This window comes from Psychromonas sp. SR45-3 (assembly GCF_014163575.1).
Lineage (GTDB): Bacteria > Pseudomonadota > Gammaproteobacteria > Enterobacterales > Psychromonadaceae > Psychromonas > Psychromonas arctica.
The window spans coordinates 116,964-139,749 of the sequence record NZ_JACJDP010000002.1; the positions used below are offsets into that span (position 1 = coordinate 116,964).

The 22,786-nt window shown below is 38.4% G+C and carries 18 protein-coding genes; 1 reads left to right on the forward strand and 17 read right to left on the reverse strand.

The annotated features are described in order from the left end of the window. Positions 1 to 383: 383 nt before the first annotated feature. The 14 genes from lpdA to guaB all read right to left on the reverse strand — a co-directional run bounded on the left by lpdA (position 384) and on the right by guaB (position 18,101). Positions 384 to 1,814 (reverse strand): dihydrolipoyl dehydrogenase, encoded by a 1,431-nt coding sequence (gene lpdA, locus H5084_RS01875; protein ID WP_182689358.1) that lies wholly within the window; start codon positions 1,812 to 1,814, stop codon positions 384 to 386. Between the two features lie 106 nt (positions 1,815 to 1,920). Continuing rightward, positions 1,921 to 3,498, reverse strand: a complete 1,578-nt coding sequence (gene aceF / locus H5084_RS01880; protein WP_182689359.1) for a dihydrolipoyllysine-residue acetyltransferase — start codon at positions 3,496 to 3,498, stop codon at positions 1,921 to 1,923. A 57-nt stretch (positions 3,499 to 3,555) separates the two neighbouring features. Further along, on the reverse strand, positions 3,556 to 6,216 hold the full coding sequence (gene aceE / locus H5084_RS01885; protein ID WP_182689360.1) for a pyruvate dehydrogenase (acetyl-transferring), homodimeric type: 2,661 nt from the start codon (positions 6,214 to 6,216) through the stop codon (positions 3,556 to 3,558). Between the two features lie 196 nt (positions 6,217 to 6,412). Beyond that, positions 6,413 to 7,162: a pyruvate dehydrogenase complex transcriptional repressor PdhR gene (gene pdhR, locus H5084_RS01890; RefSeq protein WP_028867485.1), complete on the reverse strand. Its 750-nt coding sequence runs from the start codon at positions 7,160 to 7,162 to the stop codon at positions 6,413 to 6,415. Between the two features lie 403 nt (positions 7,163 to 7,565). Continuing rightward, positions 7,566 to 9,056 (reverse strand): tripartite tricarboxylate transporter permease, encoded by a 1,491-nt coding sequence (locus H5084_RS01895; protein ID WP_182689361.1) that lies wholly within the window; start codon positions 9,054 to 9,056, stop codon positions 7,566 to 7,568. A gap of 9 nt (positions 9,057 to 9,065) precedes the next feature. Next, a complete protein-coding gene (locus H5084_RS01900) occupies positions 9,066 to 9,536 on the reverse strand; it encodes a tripartite tricarboxylate transporter TctB family protein (protein ID WP_028867483.1) in 471 nt (156 codons plus the stop codon). An 82-nt stretch (positions 9,537 to 9,618) separates the two neighbouring features. Further along, a complete protein-coding gene (locus H5084_RS01905) occupies positions 9,619 to 10,545 on the reverse strand; it encodes a tripartite tricarboxylate transporter substrate binding protein (protein ID WP_028867482.1) in 927 nt (308 codons plus the stop codon). A 35-nt stretch (positions 10,546 to 10,580) separates the two neighbouring features. Continuing rightward, a complete protein-coding gene (locus H5084_RS01910; RefSeq protein WP_028867481.1) occupies positions 10,581 to 11,054 on the reverse strand; it encodes a hypothetical protein in 474 nt (157 codons plus the stop codon). A 959-nt stretch (positions 11,055 to 12,013) separates the two neighbouring features. Beyond that, positions 12,014 to 13,375, reverse strand: coding sequence for a glucose-1-phosphate adenylyltransferase (gene glgC, locus H5084_RS01915; RefSeq protein WP_182689362.1), 1,362 nt, complete (start codon positions 13,373 to 13,375; stop codon positions 12,014 to 12,016). A gap of 325 nt (positions 13,376 to 13,700) precedes the next feature. Beyond that, complete coding sequence (locus tag H5084_RS19620; protein WP_245600356.1) at positions 13,701 to 13,874, reverse strand: GH32 C-terminal domain-containing protein; 174 nt, start codon at positions 13,872 to 13,874, stop codon at positions 13,701 to 13,703. Further along, on the reverse strand, positions 13,875 to 14,051 hold the full coding sequence (locus tag H5084_RS19625; RefSeq protein ID WP_259396663.1) for a hypothetical protein: 177 nt from the start codon (positions 14,049 to 14,051) through the stop codon (positions 13,875 to 13,877). Between the two features lie 164 nt (positions 14,052 to 14,215). Then, positions 14,216 to 14,758: a 1,6-anhydro-N-acetylmuramyl-L-alanine amidase AmpD gene (gene ampD / locus H5084_RS01925; RefSeq protein ID WP_182689363.1), complete on the reverse strand. Its 543-nt coding sequence runs from the start codon at positions 14,756 to 14,758 to the stop codon at positions 14,216 to 14,218. Between the two features lie 110 nt (positions 14,759 to 14,868). Beyond that, positions 14,869 to 16,449 (reverse strand): glutamine-hydrolyzing GMP synthase, encoded by a 1,581-nt coding sequence (gene guaA / locus H5084_RS01930; protein WP_028867479.1) that lies wholly within the window; start codon positions 16,447 to 16,449, stop codon positions 14,869 to 14,871. A 185-nt stretch (positions 16,450 to 16,634) separates the two neighbouring features. Further along, positions 16,635 to 18,101, reverse strand: coding sequence for an IMP dehydrogenase (gene guaB, locus H5084_RS01935; RefSeq protein ID WP_182689364.1), 1,467 nt, complete (start codon positions 18,099 to 18,101; stop codon positions 16,635 to 16,637). 177 nt (positions 18,102 to 18,278) lie between these two features. Between guaB and xseA the strand changes: the two genes are divergently transcribed. After that, entirely contained in the window at positions 18,279 to 19,607 is a 1,329-nt protein-coding gene (xseA, locus tag H5084_RS01940) for an exodeoxyribonuclease VII large subunit (protein ID WP_028867477.1), read from the forward strand. A gap of 201 nt (positions 19,608 to 19,808) precedes the next feature. Here the strand turns inward: xseA and H5084_RS01945 are convergent, their stop codons facing one another. The 3 genes from H5084_RS01945 to crl all read right to left on the reverse strand — a co-directional run bounded on the left by H5084_RS01945 (position 19,809) and on the right by crl (position 22,766). Then, positions 19,809 to 21,056, reverse strand: a complete 1,248-nt coding sequence (locus tag H5084_RS01945) for a glutamate-5-semialdehyde dehydrogenase (RefSeq protein ID WP_182689365.1) — start codon at positions 21,054 to 21,056, stop codon at positions 19,809 to 19,811. Positions 21,057 to 21,097: 41 nt separating this feature from the next. Beyond that, positions 21,098 to 22,207, reverse strand: coding sequence for a glutamate 5-kinase (gene proB, locus H5084_RS01950; protein WP_028867475.1), 1,110 nt, complete (start codon positions 22,205 to 22,207; stop codon positions 21,098 to 21,100). A 181-nt stretch (positions 22,208 to 22,388) separates the two neighbouring features. Then, positions 22,389 to 22,766, reverse strand: coding sequence for a sigma factor-binding protein Crl (crl, locus tag H5084_RS01955; protein ID WP_182689366.1), 378 nt, complete (start codon positions 22,764 to 22,766; stop codon positions 22,389 to 22,391). Between the last annotated feature and the right edge of the window lie 20 nt (positions 22,767 to 22,786).

A 22,786-nucleotide genomic window follows, 5' to 3' on the forward strand; every position in this document is an offset into this window, starting at 1 on the left:
TAACACTCTCTCCGCTTTAGCTCATATTTTCCCACCGCCATATCACCACACCAGTTCAAGCCCCGTTAATGCAAGCCAAGCCCGTATCATAAGCTTGCTAACCACATTGTATTAAACCGTTACGAAGGTTGCTTATATTGCGCCTATTAGCTTCTGATTCTAGCAATCGATTTTACTAACTTATTGAAATATTTCGTTCAAGGCTCTATCAGCCATTACAATATCGATCTGTACCAATGAAAGCAGTATCAATGAAAGCAGTATCAATGAAAACAGGAATGCATAAACCATATGATATAAAGCGCTGAAAAACCTTCTCCCATAAAAAAAGCTTGCGACCCTAAGGCAACAAGCTTTTTAATATGCTAGAAATAAAACGAGTATTATTTACGTTTTACTGCTTTAGCATTTGGAAGGTCAGTAATTGAACCTTCATAAATTTCTGCTGCTAAACCAACTGATTCATGTAATGTTGGATGTGCATGAATTGTTAATGCAATATCTTCAGCATCACAACCCATTTCAATTGCTAGGCCAATTTCACCTAGTAATTCACCAGCATTAGTACCAACAACAGAACCACCAATAATACGGTGCGTATCTTTATCAAAGATAAGCTTAGTCATACCATCTGAACAATCAGATGCGATTGCACGACCTGAAGCCGCCCAAGGAAATACTGATTTTTCGTAGTTAAGACCTTGCTCTTTTGCTTCTTTTTCAGTTACACCAACCCAAGCCATTTCAGGCTCTGTGTAGGCAATTGAAGGAATTGTTTTAGGATCAAAGTAATGTTTTTTGCCAGCAATAACTTCAGCAGCAACATGACCTTCATGCACACCTTTATGAGCCAACATTGGTTGACCAACAATATCACCGATAGCATGGATATGCGGTACATTAGTATGCATTTGCTTATCAACTTCAATAAAACCACGCTCTGTTACTTTAATACCAGCTTTTTCAGCATCAACAGTAAGACCGTTAGGTACACGGCCAACAGCAACTAATACAGCATCGTAAGGTTTTGCTTCAGCAGGTGCATTCTTACCTTCAAAAGAAACGTATAACGCATCTTCTTTTGCATCAACAGCAGTCACTTTAGTTGAAAGCATGATATTGAATTTATTTTTAACTTTCTTAGTATAAACTTGCACGATATCTTTATCGGCAGCAGGTACTAATTGGTCTGCAAATTCAACAACATCAACGTCTGAACCTAATGATTTGTAAACAGTCCCCATTTCAAGACCGATGATACCACCGCCTAAAATAAGTAAACGTTTTGGTACTGATTTAAGCTCTAATGCATCAGTAGAATCCCAAACACGTGGGTCATCATGTGGAATAAACGGAAGTTTAACAGGGCGAGAACCAGCAGCAATAATTGCGTTATCAAAAGTGATTGTTGTTACTTCACCTTCACGGTTTGTAGCTTCGATAGTATTCGCGCCAGTAAAGCGTCCCCAACCGTTAACCGTGGTTACTTTACGCATTTTAGCCATGCCTTGTAGGCCGCCAGTTAGCTGTGAAACTACTTTTTCTTTCCAAATTCGAATTTTATCGATATCTGTTGATGGTTCACCAAATAGTACACCATGTTCAGATAATGCTTTTGCTTCTTCAATTACTTTAGACACATGTAGTAATGCTTTAGAAGGAATACAACCAACGTTTAAACAAACACCGCCAAGCGTTTCATATTTTTCTATTAATACAGTTTCTAGACCTAGATCTGCGGCACGGAATGCTGCAGAGTATCCCGCAGGGCCAGAACCTAATACAACAACTTGTGCTTTAATTTCTTTACTCATGTTGACCTCAATAAACGAACACTCAAAATAGGGTTTATAGTCTATTCAAATGTTATATGAATGTAAAATGAATGGTCGGCACAAATGCCGACCTAGTTAACAAAGATTATAAGATCAGGGTACGTAGATCAGATAAGTAGTTGTTAACAGCAGTAATAAAGCGTGCACCGTCAGCACCATCAATTACACGATGGTCATAAGAAAGCGCAAGTGGAACCATTAAACGAGGTTCAAACTCTTTACCATTCCACAGTGGTTTCATAGCAGATTTAGAAACACCTAAAATAGCCACTTCAGGTGCATTAACAATAGGTGTAAATTGCGTACCACCGATACCGCCAAGGCTAGAGATAGTCATGCTACCACCTTGCATATCTTTAGATGTTAATTTACCTGCACGTGCTTTCTTAGAAATCTCACCAATTTCACGACAAATGTCGTAAATACCTTTGTTTAATACATCTTTAACAACCGGTACAACTAGACCATTTGGCGTGTCTACTGCAATACCAATGTTGTAATATTTTTTAAGGATCAAGCTTTGACCATCTTCAGATAAAGAAGAGTTAAAGTTAGGGTATAACGCTAACGCTTTAGCGACTGCTTTCATCATGAATACTAATGGGCTAATTTTAACGCCAAGATCTTGTTTTGCAGCAATTGCATTTTGCTCTTTACGGAACACTTCTAAATCTGTGATATCAGCTTCATCAAACTGTGTAACATGTGGAATAGTTACCCAGTTACGATGTAGAGCAGGACCAGATATTTTTTGGATACGAGAAAGTTCTTTAACTTCCACTTCACCAAATTTAGCAAAATCTACTTTAGGTGAAGCAGCAACAGCTAAACCACCAGCGCCAGCACCGCCACCGTTTTTAGCAGCTTGTAATTGTGCTTTAACGAATTTTTGTACGTCTTCTTTAGTTGTACGGCCTTTAGGGCCAGAAGCAGCGATTGCATTTAAGTCTAAATCGAACTCACGTGCAATACGGCGTACCGATGGAGAAGCCTTGATCGCAGCACTAACAGGTGCAACTTCAACTTTTGCAGGAGCAGCTGGAGCCGCAGCAGGTGCAGCTTTAGGCGCTTCAACTGGTGCAGAGGCAGTAGCTGGTGTCGCAGCAGGTGCATCGCCTTCAGCTTCAATTAATAGAATTAAAGATCCTTCAGATACTTTATCACCCGTTGCGATTTTAATTTCTTTTACTACACCACCAAATGGCGCAGGAACGTCCATTGATGCTTTATCACCTTCAACAGTAATAACATCTTGGTCTTCAGTGATCGTATCGCCAACAGCAACAAGGATATCAGTCACCTCAACTTCATCACCACCGATATCAGGAACACATAATTCTTTAACAGCAGTAGCTGCTGCAGGTGCAGCTTCTTCCGCGGGTGCTGGAGTTTCAGCGGCCGCAGGTGCTTCAGCAGCTGCAGAACCAGCAACTTCAACGATTAACACTAGGTTACCTTCAGAAACGCTGTCACCAACGTTTACTTTAATTTCTTTAACTACACCAGCAACTGATGAAGGTACGTCCATTGACGCTTTATCGCCTTCAATCGTTAATACATCTTGGTCTTCAGCAATGGTGTCGCCAACTGCAACTAAGATATCAGTAATATCAGCCGCGTCAGCACCAATATCAGGTAGTAAAAATTCTTTTAATTCAGACATAATAATTTTCCTAATCAATAAAAGTCGGTGTTAGGTTTGACTAACACCGAGACTGATTTATGCAAATAATGGGTTGATTTTGTTTACATCGATATCAAACTTAGCAATCGCTTCAGTAACGACTTTACGCTCAACATCACCACGTTTTGCTAACTCAGTTAACGCAGCTACAACAACGTAACCGGCATTAACTTCAAAGTGACGACGTAAGTTTTCACGGCTATCACTACGGCCGAAACCATCAGTACCTAGTACTTTGTATGAATCAGCAGGGATAAATGCACGTACTTGCTCTGCATAGTTCTTCATGTAATCCGTTGCAGCAATCGTTGGTTCATCACCTAATACAGATGTGATGTAAGGTACTTTTTGCTCAGCTTCAGGATTTAACATGTTAAAACGTTCAACGTCTTGACCGTCACGTGTTAATTCATTGAATGAAGTCACAGAGAAGATATCAGAAGCAACGCCATACTCTTCACTTAGAATAGTTGCAGCAGCACGTACTTCGTTCATGATGGTACCTGAACTTAGTAGTTGTACTTTGCTCTTACCAGGCAATGAAGCAAACTTGTAAATACCTTTACGGATACCTTCTTCAGCCCCTTCAGGCATTGCTGGCATTGCATAGTTTTCATTCATTACTGTTAAGTAATAGAAAACATTTTCTTGTTTCTCACCGTACATACGCTCAATACCGTCTTGAACGATAACTGCTAGCTCGTAAGCAAATGTTGGGTCATATGAGATACAGTTAGGGATAGTATTTGCTTGAATGTGACTGTGGCCATCTTCATGCTGTAGACCTTCACCATTTAGCGTAGTACGACCAGCAGTAGCACCTAATAAGAAACCACGTGCTTGTTGATCACCTGCCATCCATGCCATATCACCAATACGTTGGAAACCAAACATAGAGTAGTAGATGTAGAATGGAATCATTGGTAAGTCATTAGTACTGTATGACGTTGCAGCAGCAACCCAAGAAGACATAGAACCAAGTTCATTGATACCTTCTTGTAATACTTGACCAGATGTTGCTTCTTTGTAGTAAGAAACGACGCCACGATCTTCTGGTGTGTATTCTTGACCGTGTGGGTTGTAAATACCAACTTGACGGAATAGACCTTCCATACCAAATGTACGTGCTTCATCGGCAATGATTGGTACGATGTTTTTACCAATACCTTTATCTTTCAACAACACATTTAGGATACGTACGTAAGCCATTGTTGTTGAAATTTCACGTTTTTGCTCACCTAATAATGCAGAGAATTTATCTAATTCAGGCACAGCTAGTTTTTCAGTAAACTTAGGAAGACGCTTAGGTGTGTAACCTAATAATGCTTCACGTTTACCGTGTAAGTAGTTGTACTCTTCAGAGCCTTCTTCAAGTGTTAAGTAAGGTAGTGTTGCCGCTTGCTCATCACTTAATAAGTCTTGTAGACCTAAACGGTCACGTAACGTTTCGATGTGCTCTTCAGTCATTTTCTTCACGCCGTGAGCAATATTTTTGCCCTCAGCCGCTGCGCCCATACCGTAACCTTTAACTGTTTTAGCTAAAATTACTGTTGGTTTACCCGCTGTATCTTCTGCGTTTTTAAATGCAGCGTACAGTTTAGATGAATCATGACCACCACGTTTAAGTGCGAAGATTTCTTTGTCAGTCATATCTGCAACTAGTGCAGCCGTTTCAGGGTATTTACCGAAGAAATGCTCACGAACATAAGCACCATCTTTAGATTTAAATGTTTGGTAATCACCATCAACAGTTTCTTCCATTAATTGTAATAATTTACCAGACGTATCCTTAGCAATTAAGGCATCCCAGTTACCGCCCCAAATTACTTTAACAACATTCCAACCAGCACCTGTAAATAGGCCTTCTAGCTCTTGAATGATACTACCGTTACCCATTACAGGGCCATCTAAACGTTGTAAGTTACAGTTAATTAAGAAACATAAGTTATCTAATTTTTCACGAGAAGCAAATGATAGTGAACCACGAGATTCTGGCTCATCCATTTCACCATCACCTAAGAACGCATAAACACGTTGTGCAGACGTTGGTTTTAAACCACGACCGTCAAGGTATTTTAAGAAACGCGCTTGGTAGATAGCTGCAATCGGACCAAGACCCATCGATACCGTTGGGAACTGCCAAAATTCAGGAAGTAGTTTTGGGTGCGGGTAAGAAGGTAAACCTTTACCATCTACTTCTTGACGGAAGTTATCTAACTGTTCAGCAGTTAGACGACCTTCAAGAAATGCACGTGCATAAATACCAGGAGAAATATGACCTTGGTAATAAACTAAATCACCGCCATCTGTTTCATTTGGTGCACGGAAAAAGTGGTTAAAACATACTTCGTAAAATGCAGCAGCTGACTGATAAGAAGCCATGTGTCCACCAAGATCTAAGTCTTTTTTAGAAGCACGCATAACAATCATGATCGCGTTCCAGCGAATGATTGAACGAATACGTTGTTCTATTTTTAGATCTCCTGGGTAAGCAGGTTGTTGGTCAGATGGGATAGTATTCACATAATTAGTGTTGATGCCGTGTGGCAAATTAACACCTTCTTTACGTGCTTTATCCATCACTTGCTCAAGAATAAATTGAGCACGTTCTGAGCCCTCATCTTCAAGAATGGTTGCTAATGCTTCAAGCCATTCAGAAGTTTCTTGCGCATCAATATCTTTTAGGATGTCAGTCATGACACTTTCCTTCTATATCACTAGATAATCTCAGCCCGAAAGCCAAGCGTTGTTTTATAATTATTTACATTAACCACTACCTGCTTCACAGCACGTTTGTATGCCATTTCGGCAATAAGTAATCTAAATAGTTATTTATATAAGTATATTTTCACAGTAAAACTGTGCCCGTCATACTATAAAACGGCAGTTTGTTTCAAAAGCCGCCTAACTCGCGTTTAAAAGCACTCTCTTCACGTAACATAACTAAACGTGTTTCTTCAATATAATTCAGATGTTGATCTGATGCTTCTTTCGCTTTCATCGGTTGCTTTGATAAAATAGCATCCACTAACTGTAAACGATGCTGATGAATTTTTTTAGCCACTTCAGGGTATAAATACAACTGTTTAACATTATCCGAGATATTACGATGTAATAATGGATTGATGCCACGCGCTAGATGTAAAAATACCACATTATGTGATGCTTCAATAACCGCAAGATAAAACTGCGCAACCGAAGCAATTTCTTGTTCGATGTTACCAGCAGCATTAGCTATATCAATAGCAGTGAAACTTGTTTTTATTTTATTAAAGTCATCAGAAGTACCACGTAAAGCAGCATAATAAGCAGAAAACCCTTCAATTGCATGACGGAATTCTAATAGGTCATACTTTGATTCAGGGTGGGTATTTAATAATTCAAATAGTGGATCCGTTAATTGTGCTCGCAGCTCTTCTTTAACATAAGTGCCACCGCCTTGACGACGTGTTAACAATCCTTTGGATTCTAAACGTTGAATAGCTTCACGCAATGAAGGACGAGACACGTCAAACTGTTTAGCCAACTCACGCTCGGGTAGTAACTTCTCACCTAGCTCTAAACTCCCCTCTAGAATCATGCTTTCTAGTTGTGATTCAATCACATCTGCAAGCTTAGGTTGTTTAATTTTTGCGTAAGTCATGAAAGCCCTAAATCAGTTAATCGCACAGGTTATTGTGACGCGTTGGTAACATCAAAATGTAAAATGGTATTACCAATTAATAATTGCACATAGAAATTAACAAAATTAACAATTTATGTCTAGAATTTTATGATCCAAATCAAAGTTAAATGATGAATGAAGCCAGCTACACATAGAAACTGTTCAAAAATAAACAATTGGTAAGACCATTTAAATAAATAACAAAAAAAAGAAAAAATAAGATCATGTTTATAAAATAAATAAAGCGTTAAATTAACATGTTTTTTAGCCAGCTTTATGCGCTAAATAATCAATACAAAGATAACGCCTACCCTTAATAATAAAAGGCCCAGCAATCTTTTACTGGGCCTTTTTTATATCAAAAAGTGAGCTTATGAATCACTTATTTTTTCTCTGCTAAACGCTCTTTCTTTTTAAGCTTAATTGTTGAATAAACTGAGAAGATAGCAAACAAAATAAACGCTAAAGCAATCGGGCGGTCATATAAGAATGACCAACTGCCTTCGTACATAATTAATGATTTACGTAAATTTGTTTCTGCCATCGGCCCTAAAATAATCGCTAATAGAATAGGCGATGAAGGAATGTCTAATTTGTTTAATAGGAAGCCTAATAAACCAAAAGTAATAGCAATACCCACATCAAACATAGAGTTATTGATAGCGTAGGCACCAATCACAGACAAAAAGATAATAATCGGGATCATCAGAATTTTTGGCACTTCAATGATTCGACAAAAGAAGCGGATACCCAGAAAGCCGATAATCAGCATCACAATATTTGCCACAATCATCGAGCTAAAAATACCATAAACAATTTCAGGATTTTGTGTAAACAGTAACGGGCCGGGTGTTAACCCTTGTACAATTAGCGCGCCTAATAATACAGCTGATACCGCATCACCTGGCACACCTAAAGTGAGTAGCGGTACTAAAGAACCACCAGTAACACCATTATTGCCTGACTCTGCAGCCGCTAGTCCATGCATTGACCCATTACCAAACTCTTCTGGATTTTTCGCCACACGCTTCGCTTCGTTATAACAAGCAAAGGCTGAAATATCTGCACCGGCTCCAGGAACTGAACCAATTGAAGTACCAATTAAGCCACTTTTAATACTCGTCGGTAATATCTTTTTGAAATCAGCAAAGCTAAGTAATTTGTAACTAAATTTAGGGGGCATCTCTTGTTTATCACTAGACATTTTCTCAAGCTGATTTAACCCTTCTGCGATTGCAAATAAGCCAATTAACACCGGAATAATATTAATACCACTGTATAAATCCATCACACCAAAAGTGAAGCGAGGCACACTACTAATGGGGTCTAATCCCACCATTGAGACCAACAATCCAATGGTCCCTGCTAATAACCCTTTCATAATATTTTTAGCGGAAACACTGGCAATAATGGTTAAACCAAATAAGGCTAATGCAAAATATTCAGGTGCATTAAAACGTAGCGCAAAGTCAGCGAGAACAGGCGCTACCGCAATTAATACTACGGTACTGATTAACCCACCAATAAAAGAAGCCACAGCGGCAATACTTAATGCTTTTGCAGCTAAACCTTTAATCGCCATCGTATGGCCATCAAGCACGGTCGCAGCTGAAGCTGGCGTACCAGGGGTTTTTAATAAAATAGCAGCAATCGAACCGCCGTAAATACCGCCGATGTAAACACCAATCAGCATCACTAATGCCGGTGTTGCGTCCATACCAAAAGTAAAAGGCAGTAATATAGCTACCCCCATGGTTGCAGTTAAACCGGGTAAGGCACCTAATATCACGCCGCCCAATACTCCAAACACTAAAACAGGGAAAACCGCCATACTAAACGCAGAAGCAAACCCGCTTAATAAATATTCTGTCATAATAATAACCTAGAAAAAAAGTAAACCTTCTGGCAGTGAAATAACAAAAACTTCACCAAACAGAAAATAGATAGTGAATACAAATATCCACGCAATTACATAATAAAGGGGCTTTTTAACGCGGTAATAGATCAAGTAATAAGTAAAACCAACCAAACTAGCAGGTAGATAGCCAACTAGGGTGATCAGCGCTGCATAACCAATCAGCAGCGTAAAACCAAAAATAGAATGCTTAGAGACTAGTGGGATCTCTTTTGTCTCTTGCTGTTTAGGCTTATTTTGATTGTTTTGTTTTTGCTTATATTGAAAAATTAACACACTGCAAATAATGATTTGAAGGACAGCTATTACCGCAGGAAAAAAGCCAGCTCCCACGGGTGCATCTTGGTATCGAGGCTCAGGAAATTGAGAGATGAACACTAAGAAGATCAGACTCAATAAAATAACTAAACTGGGAAAAAAAATATTACGATTAAGCATAATAAACTCGCTAATAAACGCTATTGCGCTCAGTCATGAGAAACAAAAACCAAGGCCTATTCCTTGGTTTTTGTAGTAGGGGTTATTTAATAAATTGACTTAACACTTTCTCATCTTGTTTTACAAAATCAGTAAACTCTTGTGCTTTAAGTGGGTGAATTGTCATTGCACCTTTTGCCATAAAGTCTTTAAATTCAGCCGACGCCATTGCTTGGTCAAAGGCATTACCTAAGATTTCAATGATTTCATCTGGTGTATCTTTTGGTGCACCGATACCGCGCCATGTACCCGTGGTCGCATCGATACCTTGCTCTTTTAATGTTGCTACATCAGGAATATAAGAAATACGTTCTTCTGACATCACACCTAATGCTTTAAGCTGACCAGAGCGTAATTGAGCGATCGCTTCACCTGGCGTTACCATAGTGACTTGTGTGTGGTGACCTAATACAGAAGGAATTGCTTCCGACGAACCATTGTAAGGAACGGCATTAAGTTTAATATCTTGTGATTGCTCTAAAGCCATTAAGTAGAAGTTTGGTGCAGCGGTTGATGCAAACTTAACTTTACCTGGCATTTTTTTAGCTTCAGCCACTAAGTCATTGACCGTGTTGAATGGGCTATCGGCAGGTACTAAAATAACCGCAGGATCTAAGTTAACCATACGAATTAATTTAAAATCATCGGCAGTGTTTTGCATCAATCCCATTTGCGGCAAAGATGCTATTTCACGAGTTACTACTGTTAACGTATAACCATCCCCACGTTGGCGAGCACCAAAGCTCATCCCTACTGCTCCTGCACCACCGGTACGATTCATAACTGAAATACTTGTACCTAGAATATCTTTAGCGCTATTGGCTAATGTACGCCCTACCGCATCAGTACCACCACCTGCGCCAAATGGCACAATTAAGCGTATATTTTTTGAAGGATAGTCAGCAGCAAAAGAACTTGCTGACATTAATAAACCGGCGCTAATCAAGGCTGTTTTCAATAACTTTTTCATTTTATATTCCCTTTCTATTAAATAAATTGTATTAATTAATCTCTATAAGTTTGAGTTGGATTTTTTACTTTTGTAGTTTGATAGTCATGTATTGCTAACTGTTCGATGGCCACTGCAATCCAACCACTTACTAACATATCAAACCACTGCTCTACCCCACTGCAAGCAACTACAATGTTGCCATATACAAAGGACCCATAAAAAAGTACGTCACCATGGTGCAACGACGTTGGATGCAATGTTTGAAGATTCATATTTGCACAACCCTCTCGCCATGCTTGATGTGCTTTTTTTCTAGCCAGTTGATCAAATGGAATAGCCCATTGCTCAGGGTTACCCAGAGAAGATTGATACAGAATGGCATCTTCAAAACGTGACTCCCACGGTTTTATAGTCGGATCCATAATGACAATATGAAGCTCTTTTCGATTAGTTCGATCAAAAAGACGTTCTATTGCAGGAGTCACTAACTCAACTGCATCAATTGCTAACTGCTTATGCGATATCACGTCAAATTCCTTCTGTTTAGATTTAATATAATACTATTGTAGTATTATATAATCGAAAGAAACCACGGTTCATTTTGTGAGTTAGCTCTTGTTACACGGTTCATTTTGAGAGCTATGCCGCAAATACGAATCAATGCTTGAACAGTTGAATTGACTTACGCAAATCCAACTTTTAAAAGCAAGTTTTCATAAAAAAAATCAACTTTAAATATGCATTGAAGTGGCAGTTTAAATAGCTATTAATATGACAAGAAAAATATTGAGGGTCAGCTTGCTTGATCGATTTATCAAACCTATTGATTTACATAAGTTACTTCTAAGTTAACTTTAATTAGCGAAAATTAACTTAATCCACGTAGCAAAAATATCCGCAGCAGTTTTGACATCTGCCACCTAAGTAATATTTATTACTATTCACCTGCTCTCACCCATATTCAACGTTAATCAATCCGAAGGAACATAATATGGTTAACGCTGTAAGAAAGTTAGATCAAAATTTAAATGAGATTAAATGAGATTAAATGAGATTAAATGAGAAAAGCTTAAGACCACCGTCATTAAAGCGCCGAAGATCGCAGGTAGTACTTATTTTATAAAACTTACAATCAAGAAATGGATTATTTTAATAAAAAAACAGTAACTTATTATATTGTAAATAGTATTAGATAAAGGAAAAAAATTGAGTAACGTTCAGAATCGTGAGATGTTTCTAATATAAATATTCTAGCTACCGCATTAAAAGGTAAGTGGATAATACATAATTGTCAGGACAACCAGCTCACTATCAAGCAATCTAGCATTAAGAAATATAGCAATTTAGGATGGATCAGAGACATTAATGAATCCAACATTAACAAACTCTGTATGAGCTAATTTACGAAAGCAACACCAATAAAAAACAGTCATCACCGTCGTCAATGATGATGACTTATAACAGAACAAGATTCTATAGCAGAATATCAAACCTTTGATAAACGAGTCGTCTCTACTTTATGCTTTGTTTCTACTTTATGCTTTGTTTCTACTTTATGCTTTGTTTCTGCTTTATGCTTTGTTTCTGCTTCCGCTAGTTTGTGAATCATCGTACTAGTAACCAAAGTAATACCTTTGTCCGATACACGAAATCCTCTCGCAATATCTTGCTCTTTGTCGTAGCCAATAATTAATCCAGCTGGAATATGACAATTAGCATCAACAATGACTCTAAACAATTTACAGTTCTCGCCAATATCGCACTCAGGCATTAATACCGATTGTTCGATTAAACTGTGAGAATGAGTATGCACACTTGAATATAATATTGATTTACGAATAGTTGAGCCAGAAATAATACAACCACTAGCAACGGTAGAGTCGAGTGCGGTACCTCGACGAATATCATTGTCAAAGATAAATTTAGCTGGAGGCAACTGACTTTGATAAGTAAAGATAGGCCATGATCTATCATAAAGGTCGAATTGCGGCTCTGGCTCTATTAACTCCATATTGGCTTCCCAAAGTGAATCTATTGTGCCTACATCTCGCCAATAAGCTTGCTTGTCAGCATCTGGATCTTCAATAGGATAAGCAAATATATCGTAATCTTTAATAATAGAAGGAATAACATCTAAACCAAAATCGTGACTTGAGTTAGGATCACACGCATCTTTATTTAAATGCTCAAATAGGAAATCAGTATTAAAAACATAATTTCCCATTGATGCTAAACAGAAGCCTGGTTTACCGGGTATTTCATTTGGCGTATTTGGCTTTTCATTAAATGCGCTCACTTTCCCTGTTTCATCGACAGTCATCACACCAAAGCTGCCAGCGGCGTCTTCAATGCTTGCCTCAATACAGCACACCGTCATATCCGCCTTATTATTCACATGCTGCATCAATAACTTACCATAATCCATTCGGTAAACATGGTCACCCGATAAAATTAAGACGTACTTAGGGTTGTGAGTGCGAATAATCTCTATATTTTGATATACCGCATCAGCAGTACCTGAGTACCAATCATTCATTTTATGTTGTGATGCAGGTAATACCTCAACAAACTCCGATAAATCAGCCTTGAAAGTCCCCCATCCACGATGTATATGACTAATTAAAGAGTGTGATTTATATTGTGTTGCCACACCCACACGCCCAATACCTGAATTTAAACAATTAGAAAGAGGAAAGTCGATGATACGAAATGTGCCACCAAAATAAACGGCGGGTTTAGCACGGCGATCAGTGAGCTCAAATAAACGACTACCGCGTCCTCCAGCTAAAATAATGGCATAGGTATCTTTACTCAAATTGCTGATATATCGTTGATCGTTATTTAACATACTCCCTCCCTTAATTTAGGTGCTAAACAGATGTCACTTTCTATATCAAATATAGATCATTTAGCGCTTAATTAGGCAAACAATCAAGCTTAAATTAAAAGTAATAAACAGCCTATTGACTTACATCATATAAGCCAAAAATAACCAATAAAAAAGGGGATCTGGGATTATTATTGCTTTTGATAAGCGTATTATAGTAGCGGGATATTTCGCGCCATAAAAAATGAAAAATAAATCAAATTCAATATTGACAAATCATCACTAATACAGCGTTAAAAAATATTATCAATAAAAAGGTAATCTTGTTATTGTCAGAGACGTTTAATCAGTTAGCAAAAGGAGATGCCGCTTTATTTAACATCCAACAAACGTCAATATCAACCTGACCTGAGCGGCTCAATAATGTGGCTGTTATCGGTGTAAAAATACGCGCAGACATTACAGCAGAACCATTATTGATGTACAACTCTAGAGAGGAATTGTCTGAAAGTATATGCACTTATACCGATTCAGAATCCATAAGAGACAGTTCTCTTACGCTATCACCTTCACGCATCAAGGTGTTGCTTCTGTCTAAATATAATGTCCTAGTGTCTTTATCTAGATGTAATTCGCAATAACCTGCTTCTGATTGGTGAAGTTTTAATGAACTCCCCCATTGCATAGTCACTTTCAATTCAAATGCTTTACTGAATTAGTCAATCTTAATTTACTTTCGCAAGTCTCTAATGTACTTGATATCCCCTTAGCTCTGGTTACTTTAACTATGATCTCTAGCATTCAAAAAAGACCGTATGGGCTTAACACTGATTACTAATAAAAAGTATTAATAGGAGTTATTTACGCTAATAATTGAAAAAAGTATGGCCAATTAAATTCACTACCAGGGTCGGTTTTACGACCCGGTGCAATGTCGCTATGGCCAACAATACGTTTGTTAGTAATTAAAGGATACTGTTGTTGTATCTGTCGTGTCACTTCCGCTAAGGCTTGATATTGTAATTCAGTATAAGGACTGCAATCTGTGCCTTCTAATTCAACACCAATAGAAAAGTCATTACATCCAGCTATCCCCTCAAAACTTGAAACACCTGCATGCCACGCACGTTGTATAAAAGGGACATATTGCTCTATTGCACCATCACGACGAATAACACAATGAGCAGAGACCTCTAAACCTTGAAGGTCAACAAAGCTAGGATCGGCGGAGCAATCTAGGCACCCAGTGAATAAGTTTTTAATATGCTCCGTTGCAAACTTCCCTTCCGGCAAGCTAATACAATGAATCACCAGTAAACTAATTTCAGCCTGATCAGGCCGTTGATTATAAAAGGGACTTTTAATAAAGGTTGCACTGCATAACAAACCAAATGTATCGATCATTATATTTCCTTATTAAAGCTTAATAAGTTGAAAACAAAAAAGGCGGCTAATAAGCCACCTTTTTATATTAAACCACTGCTTTAGTTTAAACAGTCATTATCTATTGATGATTATTCCCATTCAATAGTAGCAGGTGGTTTACCCGACACATCGTACACAACACGTGAGATACCATCAATTTCATTGATGATACGGTTAGAAACGTGACCGATTAACTCGTACGGTAAGTGAGACCAACGAGCCGTCATAAAGTCAATCGTTTCAACACAACGAAGTGAAACAACCCAATCATATTTGCGACAATCACCCATTACACCCACAGAGCGTACAGGTAAGAACACAACAAACGCTTGGCTTACTTTATGGTATAAATCAGCTTTATGTAACTCTTCAATAAAGATAGCATCAGCACGACGTAATAAATCACAGTACTCTTTCTTCACTTCACCTAAGACACGAACACCTAAACCAGGTCCAGGAAACGGGTGACGGTATAACATGTTATATGGCAAACCAAGTTCTAAACCAATTTTACGTACTTCATCTTTAAAGAGTTCACGTAAAGGTTCAACTAATCCCATTTCCATATCATCAGGTAAGCCACCTACATTATGGTGAGATTTAATCACATGTGCTTTACCATTTTTAGAAGCAGCAGACTCAATCACATCAGGATAAATAGTGCCCTGTGCTAACCATTTTGCATTAGCTAATTTTTTAGATTCTTCATCGAAGATTTCAACAAAAACACGACCAATTATTTTACGTTTCGTTTCTGGATCATTTTCGCCAGCCATTTGCTCAAGAAAACGGTGTTCAGCATTAACATGGACGATATTTAATCCAAATTTATCACCAAACATTTCCATTACTTGTGCGCCTTCGTTCAAACGCAATAAACCGTTATCAACAAATACACACGTTAACTTATCACCAATAGCACGTTGCAATAACATCGCTACAACAGATGAATCTACACCGCCAGATAAACCAAGAATAACTTCATCATCACCTACTTGCTCTTTCATTCGAGCAACAGCATCATCAATAATTGATGCAGGTGTCCATAATGTTTCACAACCACAAATATCCACCACGAAGTTGCGTAACATACCTTCGCCTTGCGCGGTATGCGTTACTTCTGGGTGGAATTGAACACCATAAAAGCGTTTTTCTTCATTAGCAATGACAGCAAATTGACACGTTGCGGTATTAGCAACCGTAGTGAAGTCAGCAGGGATAGCAGACACTTTATCGCCATGGCTCATCCATACATCTAATAATGCTTTTCCATCTGCAGATAATGCATCTTGAATACCGTTAAGGAATGCCGATTCAGCTTGTACTTCAACTTTGGCATAACCAAACTCGCCTTCGCCTTCACCTTTAATCACCGCACCACCTAATTGGTGAGACATTGTTTGCATACCGTAACAAATCCCTAATACTGGCACACCAGCTGTAAATACATATTCAGGCGCACGAGGAGATCCTTCGGCAATAACGCTTTCAGGGCCACCAGCAAGAACAATACCGTTAGGATTAAACTCTTTGATGTCCTCTTCATTAACATCCCAGCTCCAAAGTTCACAGTAAACACCAATTTCACGGATACGACGCGCGATTAATTGAGTGTATTGAGAACCAAAATCTAATATTAGAATACGCTGTTCATGAATGTTCTTACTCATTATATTGTCCTTTAATTTTCTTTATTCAGTTTCTAAAAATAATAAAAGACGATATATATCGTCTTTTAATTTATAACTTAAGGAAGCTGAGCTAAGTGCTTATTTACAAAAAGGTTTATCAATAAAACCTTTTGTTTTTAATAAATAGTTATATGTCTATTTGCACATTAAACTCGTTTCTTTACTTAGCTACCACTACGGTAGTTAGGTGCTTCTTTAGTAATAGCAACGTCATGTACATGGCTTTCGCCCATACCTGCACTTGTGATTTTCACAAACATTGCTTTTGTATTCATTTCTTTGATGGTTGCACAACCGGTCAGCCCCATCGATGAACGTACGCCACCCATTTGCTGATGAATAATTTCTTTTACTTTACCTTTATAAGCAACACGACCTTCAATACCTTCTGGTACCAGCTTGTCTGCAGCATTATCAGATTGGAAGTAACGATCCGATGAACCTTGAGACATTGCCCCTAAAGATCCCATACCACGGTATGATTTGTACGAACGACCTTGGAATAAAATAATTTCACCTGGCGATTCTTCTGTACCAGCAAACATACTCCCCATCATCACACATGATGCGCCAGCAGCTAACGCTTTAGCAATATCACCAGAAAAACGGATACCACCATCGGCAATCACAGGAATACCAGTACCTTCTAATGCATCAACTGCATCTGAAATAGCAGTAATTTGCGGTACACCTACGCCTGTAACAATACGTGTAGTACAGATTGAGCCTGGGCCGATACCTACTTTAACCGCACTACAACCAGCTGCTACTAATGCTTTAGCACCATCACCAGTAGCAACATTACCACCAATTATTTCTAAATTAGGATAAGCAGCACGTGTTGCTTTAATACGCTCTAATACACCTTGAGAGTGGCCGTGTGATGAATCAATTAATAACACATCAACACCCGCTTCTACTAGTGCATCAACACGCTCTTCATTACCTGCGCCAGCGCCAACAGCCGCACCTACACGTAAACGACCTAATTCGTCTTTACATGCATTTGGTTTTTGTTCCGCTTTACGGAAATCTTTAACCGTGATCATGCCTTTAAGTTTAAAGTTATCATCAGTTAATAATACTTTTTCGATACGATGTTTATGCATTAATGCTTCAATTTCATCACGAGGAGTATTTGATTTAGCAGTCACTAGCTCTGCTTTTCTGGTCATTACTGCAGAAACAAGTTTTGTTAAGTCCGTTTCAAATAATACATCACGGCCAGTAATAATACCGACTAGTTCACCTGAATCTTCAACTACTGGGTATCCAGCAAAGCCATGTTTTTCAGTTAGCTCCTTGATTTCACCTAACGTTGTAGAGGGAGAAACAGTAATAGGCGTTGCAACAACACCGCTTTCATGAATTTTTACTAAACGAACTTGCTCAGCTTGTACTTCGATAGACATATTTTTATGGATAAAACCCATGCCGCCTTCTTGAGCCAAAGCAATAGCGAAGCGTGCCTCTGTTACCGTATCCATCGCAGCAGAAACAACCGGTATATTTAACGAAATATTTTGAGTTAATAGGGTTCTTAGATCGGCAGTGTTTGGCAGTACAGTCGAGTGGGCTGGCACTAATAATACATCGTCAAATGTTAACGCGTCTTTTGCTATTCTTAGCATTGCAATATCTCACTTATAGTTGGGAGCATTTTAGATATACCCAAAATTGCTTGGGTATGATATTGCGGTGGGATTTTAATCGTAAACAATGATAAGTACAATACAATTTATGTTTTTATACACAGTTTTTACTGTGTTAATATTTAGCTCCTGATTTAATTGGTAAAAATTTTTGTTATGGCGATAAAGAACAGCAATATCTACAGTGTAAGCTCACTTAATAAAGCCGCTAAATCCTTATTAGAAACAGGGTTAGGGGTCATTTGGTTATCCGGAGAGATTTCTAATCTTACGATCGCTGTATCAGGGCATTGGTATTTCACCTTGAAAGACCATAGTGCACAAATAAAATGCGCCATGTTTAGAGGTAATAACAGCCGTGCCGGTTTTACACCCAAGCATGGACAACAAGTACTCGTACGCGGAAAATTAAGCTTATATGAAGCGCGTGGTGATTATCAGCTAATTGCAGAAACCATGGCACCAGAAGGTGATGGATTATTAAAACAACAATTTGAAGCATTAAAATGCCAATTAGCAGCTCAGGGTTTATTTTCTGAAGCGATAAAAAAGCCTTTACCTGAGATTATCAAACGTGTCGGAATTATTACCTCATCAACCGGTGCAGCTTTACATGACATACTGAGTGTATTACAACGTAGAGACCCGCGCTTACAGGTGGTTATTTATCCAACTCAAGTACAGGGGCAAGGTAGTGCGTTCTCGGTAGCGGCACAAATTGCGTTAGCAAATATTCGTAATGAATGTGATGTGTTAATCGTCGGTCGTGGCGGCGGCTCTTTAGAAGATTTATGGTGTTTTAATGAACCCGATGTTGCTTACGCTATTTATAATAGCCAGCTCCCAGTGATCAGTGCCGTAGGTCATGAAATAGATGTCACCATTAGTGATTTTGTTGCCGATCTTAGAGCTGCGACACCATCGGCAGCAGCGGAGTTAGTAAGCCAACATAAAACATTTGTTTCTACTCAACTCAATAACTTAGTCGCCCGCCTTAAGCAATCTATGCAGAATAGAATGCAACATAAGACCCACCAGCTAAGTGTATTAAAACAAACCTTATTACAGCACGATCCTAAACATAAATTACAACAGCAGACACAAAATTTAGATGAATTAAGCCTGCGTTTACAACATGCTATGCAACAAAAAATGCAACAGCAACAACACCTAAATTCACAGTTAAAAAATCGATTACAGCAAGCTAGCCCTGCGCACCACATTAATATTGAACTGCAAAAGCAACAACAATTAAAACGTCAATTAACACAAGCGATGGCGGCAAAATTAAATAATGCTGAACAACACTTACATCATCAAATACAACAACTAAATGCCTTCAGCCCACTAGCTACCTTAGCCCGTGGTTATGCAATAGTTAAAGATGAAAAAGGCAAAGTAAGCACTGATCCTGCAAAACTCAAAGTTGGTGAAACAGTTGAGGTGACCCTTGATAAAGGGCAGTTTAAAGCACAAGTTATTTAGTTGTAGTTATTTTAAAACTGCCCTGATGTAAGCATGTAATTGTATGGTTGTTTGATTGCTTGTTTGTTTGATTGCTTGTTTGATTGATTGATACAGTCTAAGTAAATGTATTAATTAATAAAAAACAAAAAGGGCTTGATACAAATTGTATCAAGCCCTTTTTAGTTATTTCAGCTAAAAATTTAGCTTCGTATTACATCCCTAAGAACGGATTAAGTTATCGCTAATACCAATCCATTTATAGGTAGTTAACTCAGGTAAGCCCATTGGACCACGTGCATGTAGTTTCTGTGTTGATACAGCCACTTCCGCACCTAAACCAAATTGGCTACCATCGGTGAAACGCGTACTGGTATTAACATAAACCGCTGCCGAGTTAACCGCATTGATAAATTTATTCGCCACCGTAAAGTCATTAGTCAATATACCATCGGAATGCTCTGAACTATGCTCACGTATATGCATCAAAGCTTCATGTAAGTTAGCCACCACTTTAACGCCTAAGTTTAAAGATAACCATTCACGTGAAAAGTCGCCTTCTTGAGCAAGCAGTGCATCATCACCTAAAATAGCTTTCGCTTTTTCTTCCGCCACTAACGTGACGCCTAGCGGTAATAAATGTGCGGCCAGTTTAGGTAAGAAAGACTCAGCAATATCAGCTTCAACTAATAATGTATCTAATGCATTACACACACTTGGACGTTGCACTTTAGCATTTTCGATAATCGCTAATGCTTTTTCAACATTCACTGTTTTTTCTGCAAATAAATGACAAATACCAATACCACCAATAATCACTGGAATAGTACTGTTTTCTTTACAGAATTTTTGCAGACCTGCATTACCACGTGGAATGATCATATCCACATACTTATCTAATTTTAATAACTCACCTACTAATGCACGGTCTGTATTTTCTATATATTGTACTGACGTTTTTGGCAAACCGACTTTCTCTAACGCACTTTGAATAAATTTAACTAACACTAAGTTAGAGTTAATGGTTTCTTTACCACCACGTAAAATACTCGCGTTACCTGTTTTTAAGCTCAATGCGGCAATATCAATGGTTACATTTGGACGCGCTTCATATATAACCCCTAGTACTCCAACCGGTACGCGACGTTTACAAAGCTTCAAACCATTTTCTAATAACTTACTATCAAATTCTTCACCCACCGGGTCAGAAAGTCCAATCACACTGCGTAAGTCACCAATAACACCCGCTAAGCGTGTTTCATCTAATAACAAACGATCTAATAAAGCATCGGTTAATCCTGCCGCTTTACCTGCTTCAATATCTTTTTTATTTGCTGCGACTATTTCTGCAACATTTGCCTCTAATTCAACTGCAATCGCTTCAAGCGCTGCATTTTTTGTAGTCGTATCAGTGATTGCCAACTCGTAACTTGCTTCTTTCGCTTGTTGACCTATTTGTTGTAAATTCATTTCTACTCCTTTCTACAGGCTCCAAAATAAGGGAGCCTTGATTATAAAATAACTAGATCATCTCGGTGTAATACAACCCGACCGTGTTCATAACCTAATATTTTTTCAATTTGATCTGAGTGTTGACCCTTTATCCGCTCTATGTCGGCGCTTTTATAACGCACGATACCGCGGGCAATCTCTTTACCTTTATGGTTACAAACTGAAACAACATAACCACGTAAAAAATGCGACTGTACAGAGCGAATACCTTTTGCTAGTAAACTACTACCACCATGAACGATGGCTTGCTCTGCACCTTGGTCAACAACAATCTTTCCTGCTGGGCGTGAGCCCGCAAAGATCCAATTTTTTCTTGCTTCTAAACGGTTATTTGCAGACACAAATTTTGTGCCCACTGGTAGACCATTTGCGGCATCTAAAATAACATTTTTACGCTGGCCTGATGCTATCACGACTTCAATACCCGCTCGATTAGCAACAGTAGCAGACTCAATTTTTGTGGCCATGCCGCCAGTCCCTAACCCACCAACACTTCCGCCTGCAAGGTTATGAATAGCTTCTGTTATTTCAGTCACTTCTGTAATTAATTTTGCATCGGGATTACTGCGCGGATCAGCAGTAAATAACCCTTGTTGATCGGTTAATAAGATCAACTGATCAGCATCCGCTAATAAAGCAACTAATGCAGACAAATTATCGTTATCGCCTACTTTTATTTCACGTGTAGCCACTGCGTCATTCTCATTTACTAATGGAATAATACGGTGTTTTAATAATGTATTGAGTGTGTCACGTGCATTAAGAAAACGACCTTTATCATCTAGATCTGCACGTGTTAGCAACATTTGCCCGACATGTAACCCGTATATTTTAAAAAGGTTTTCCCATTCTCGAACAAGTTGCCCTTGACCTACTGCGGCTAACATTTGTTTATTCGCAATAGTGGGCTCAATATTAGGCATATTTAAATGCTCTTTACCTGCGGCAATGGCGCCTGAGGTGACCACAATAATAGGGTGGCCTTGTTGATGCAATATCGCACACTGGCGAACTATTTCAACCATTTGTGCGCGGTCTAGCTTAGTGGTTCCGCTGGTTAATACGCTGGTACCCAATTTAACTACAATTGTTTTTTTATTCGCGTTCATTTATTTATGCTTCATTTCAGAAAAATAAAAAAGCTCAATTTACATGAGGTGATCTACCAATAATAACCGTCATTGAGCTCAAAAAAAAACAGCAACTTAAATAGCTGCTGTTGATCAGTATATCATTATTGCACCCATTAAAGGGGCAAAAATATAGAGAGCTTAAAACTTATAAAGATAGCTAACTATTCTGCTCTGTTAATTCATAACCCATTTCGACATCAATCATTTCAGTTAAATTTTCAATAAAGGTATTAAATGACTGATCAATTTGTAGCATTTCTTTTTTAGTTATTTTACTGCTAACCCAATTGCCTTCAATATCATACAGCCCGTTATAGCGCTGATAAGTAAATGTATTACCACTACGTGTTAATTCAGCCCACCAACCTAAAAATATTCTTTCCTCTGGCTCCTTTTTATCATTAACACATATTTCTAAACAATCAAAAAAGAACGTTTTTTCGTCTGACTTTAATTTACGAAAATAAGGTCCAAAATCAGTAAATAACTTGAATAATCGCCCACGTGATGGTCCCTTTATGAGAGTATCTGACATGTTAAGAGGCTTCCTTGTAT

Coding starts and splice junctions, on each gene's coding strand:
- lpdA (WP_182689358.1), bottom strand. CDS start 1,814: ATGAGTAAAGAAATTAAAGCACAAGTTGTTGTATTAGGTTCTGGCCCT.
- aceF (WP_182689359.1), bottom strand. CDS start 3,498: ATGTCTGAATTAAAAGAATTTTTACTACCTGATATTGGTGCTGACGCG.
- aceE (WP_182689360.1), bottom strand. CDS start 6,216: ATGACTGACATCCTAAAAGATATTGATGCGCAAGAAACTTCTGAATGG.
- pdhR (WP_028867485.1), bottom strand. CDS start 7,162: ATGACTTACGCAAAAATTAAACAACCTAAGCTTGCAGATGTGATTGAA.
- H5084_RS01895 (WP_182689361.1), bottom strand. CDS start 9,056: ATGACAGAATATTTATTAAGCGGGTTTGCTTCTGCGTTTAGTATGGCG.
- H5084_RS01900 (WP_028867483.1), bottom strand. CDS start 9,536: ATGCTTAATCGTAATATTTTTTTTCCCAGTTTAGTTATTTTATTGAGT.
- H5084_RS01905 (WP_028867482.1), bottom strand. CDS start 10,545: ATGAAAAAGTTATTGAAAACAGCCTTGATTAGCGCCGGTTTATTAATG.
- glgC (WP_182689362.1), bottom strand. CDS start 13,375: ATGTTAAATAACGATCAACGATATATCAGCAATTTGAGTAAAGATACC.
- ampD (WP_182689363.1), bottom strand. CDS start 14,758: ATGATCGATACATTTGGTTTGTTATGCAGTGCAACCTTTATTAAAAGT.
- guaA (WP_028867479.1), bottom strand. CDS start 16,449: ATGAGTAAGAACATTCATGAACAGCGTATTCTAATATTAGATTTTGGT.
- guaB (WP_182689364.1), bottom strand. CDS start 18,101: ATGCTAAGAATAGCAAAAGACGCGTTAACATTTGACGATGTATTATTA.
- xseA (WP_028867477.1), top strand. CDS start 18,279: ATGGCGATAAAGAACAGCAATATCTACAGTGTAAGCTCACTTAATAAA.
- H5084_RS01945 (WP_182689365.1), bottom strand. CDS start 21,056: ATGAATTTACAACAAATAGGTCAACAAGCGAAAGAAGCAAGTTACGAG.
- proB (WP_028867475.1), bottom strand. CDS start 22,207: ATGAACGCGAATAAAAAAACAATTGTAGTTAAATTGGGTACCAGCGTA.
- crl (WP_182689366.1), bottom strand. CDS start 22,766: ATGTCAGATACTCTCATAAAGGGACCATCACGTGGGCGATTATTCAAG.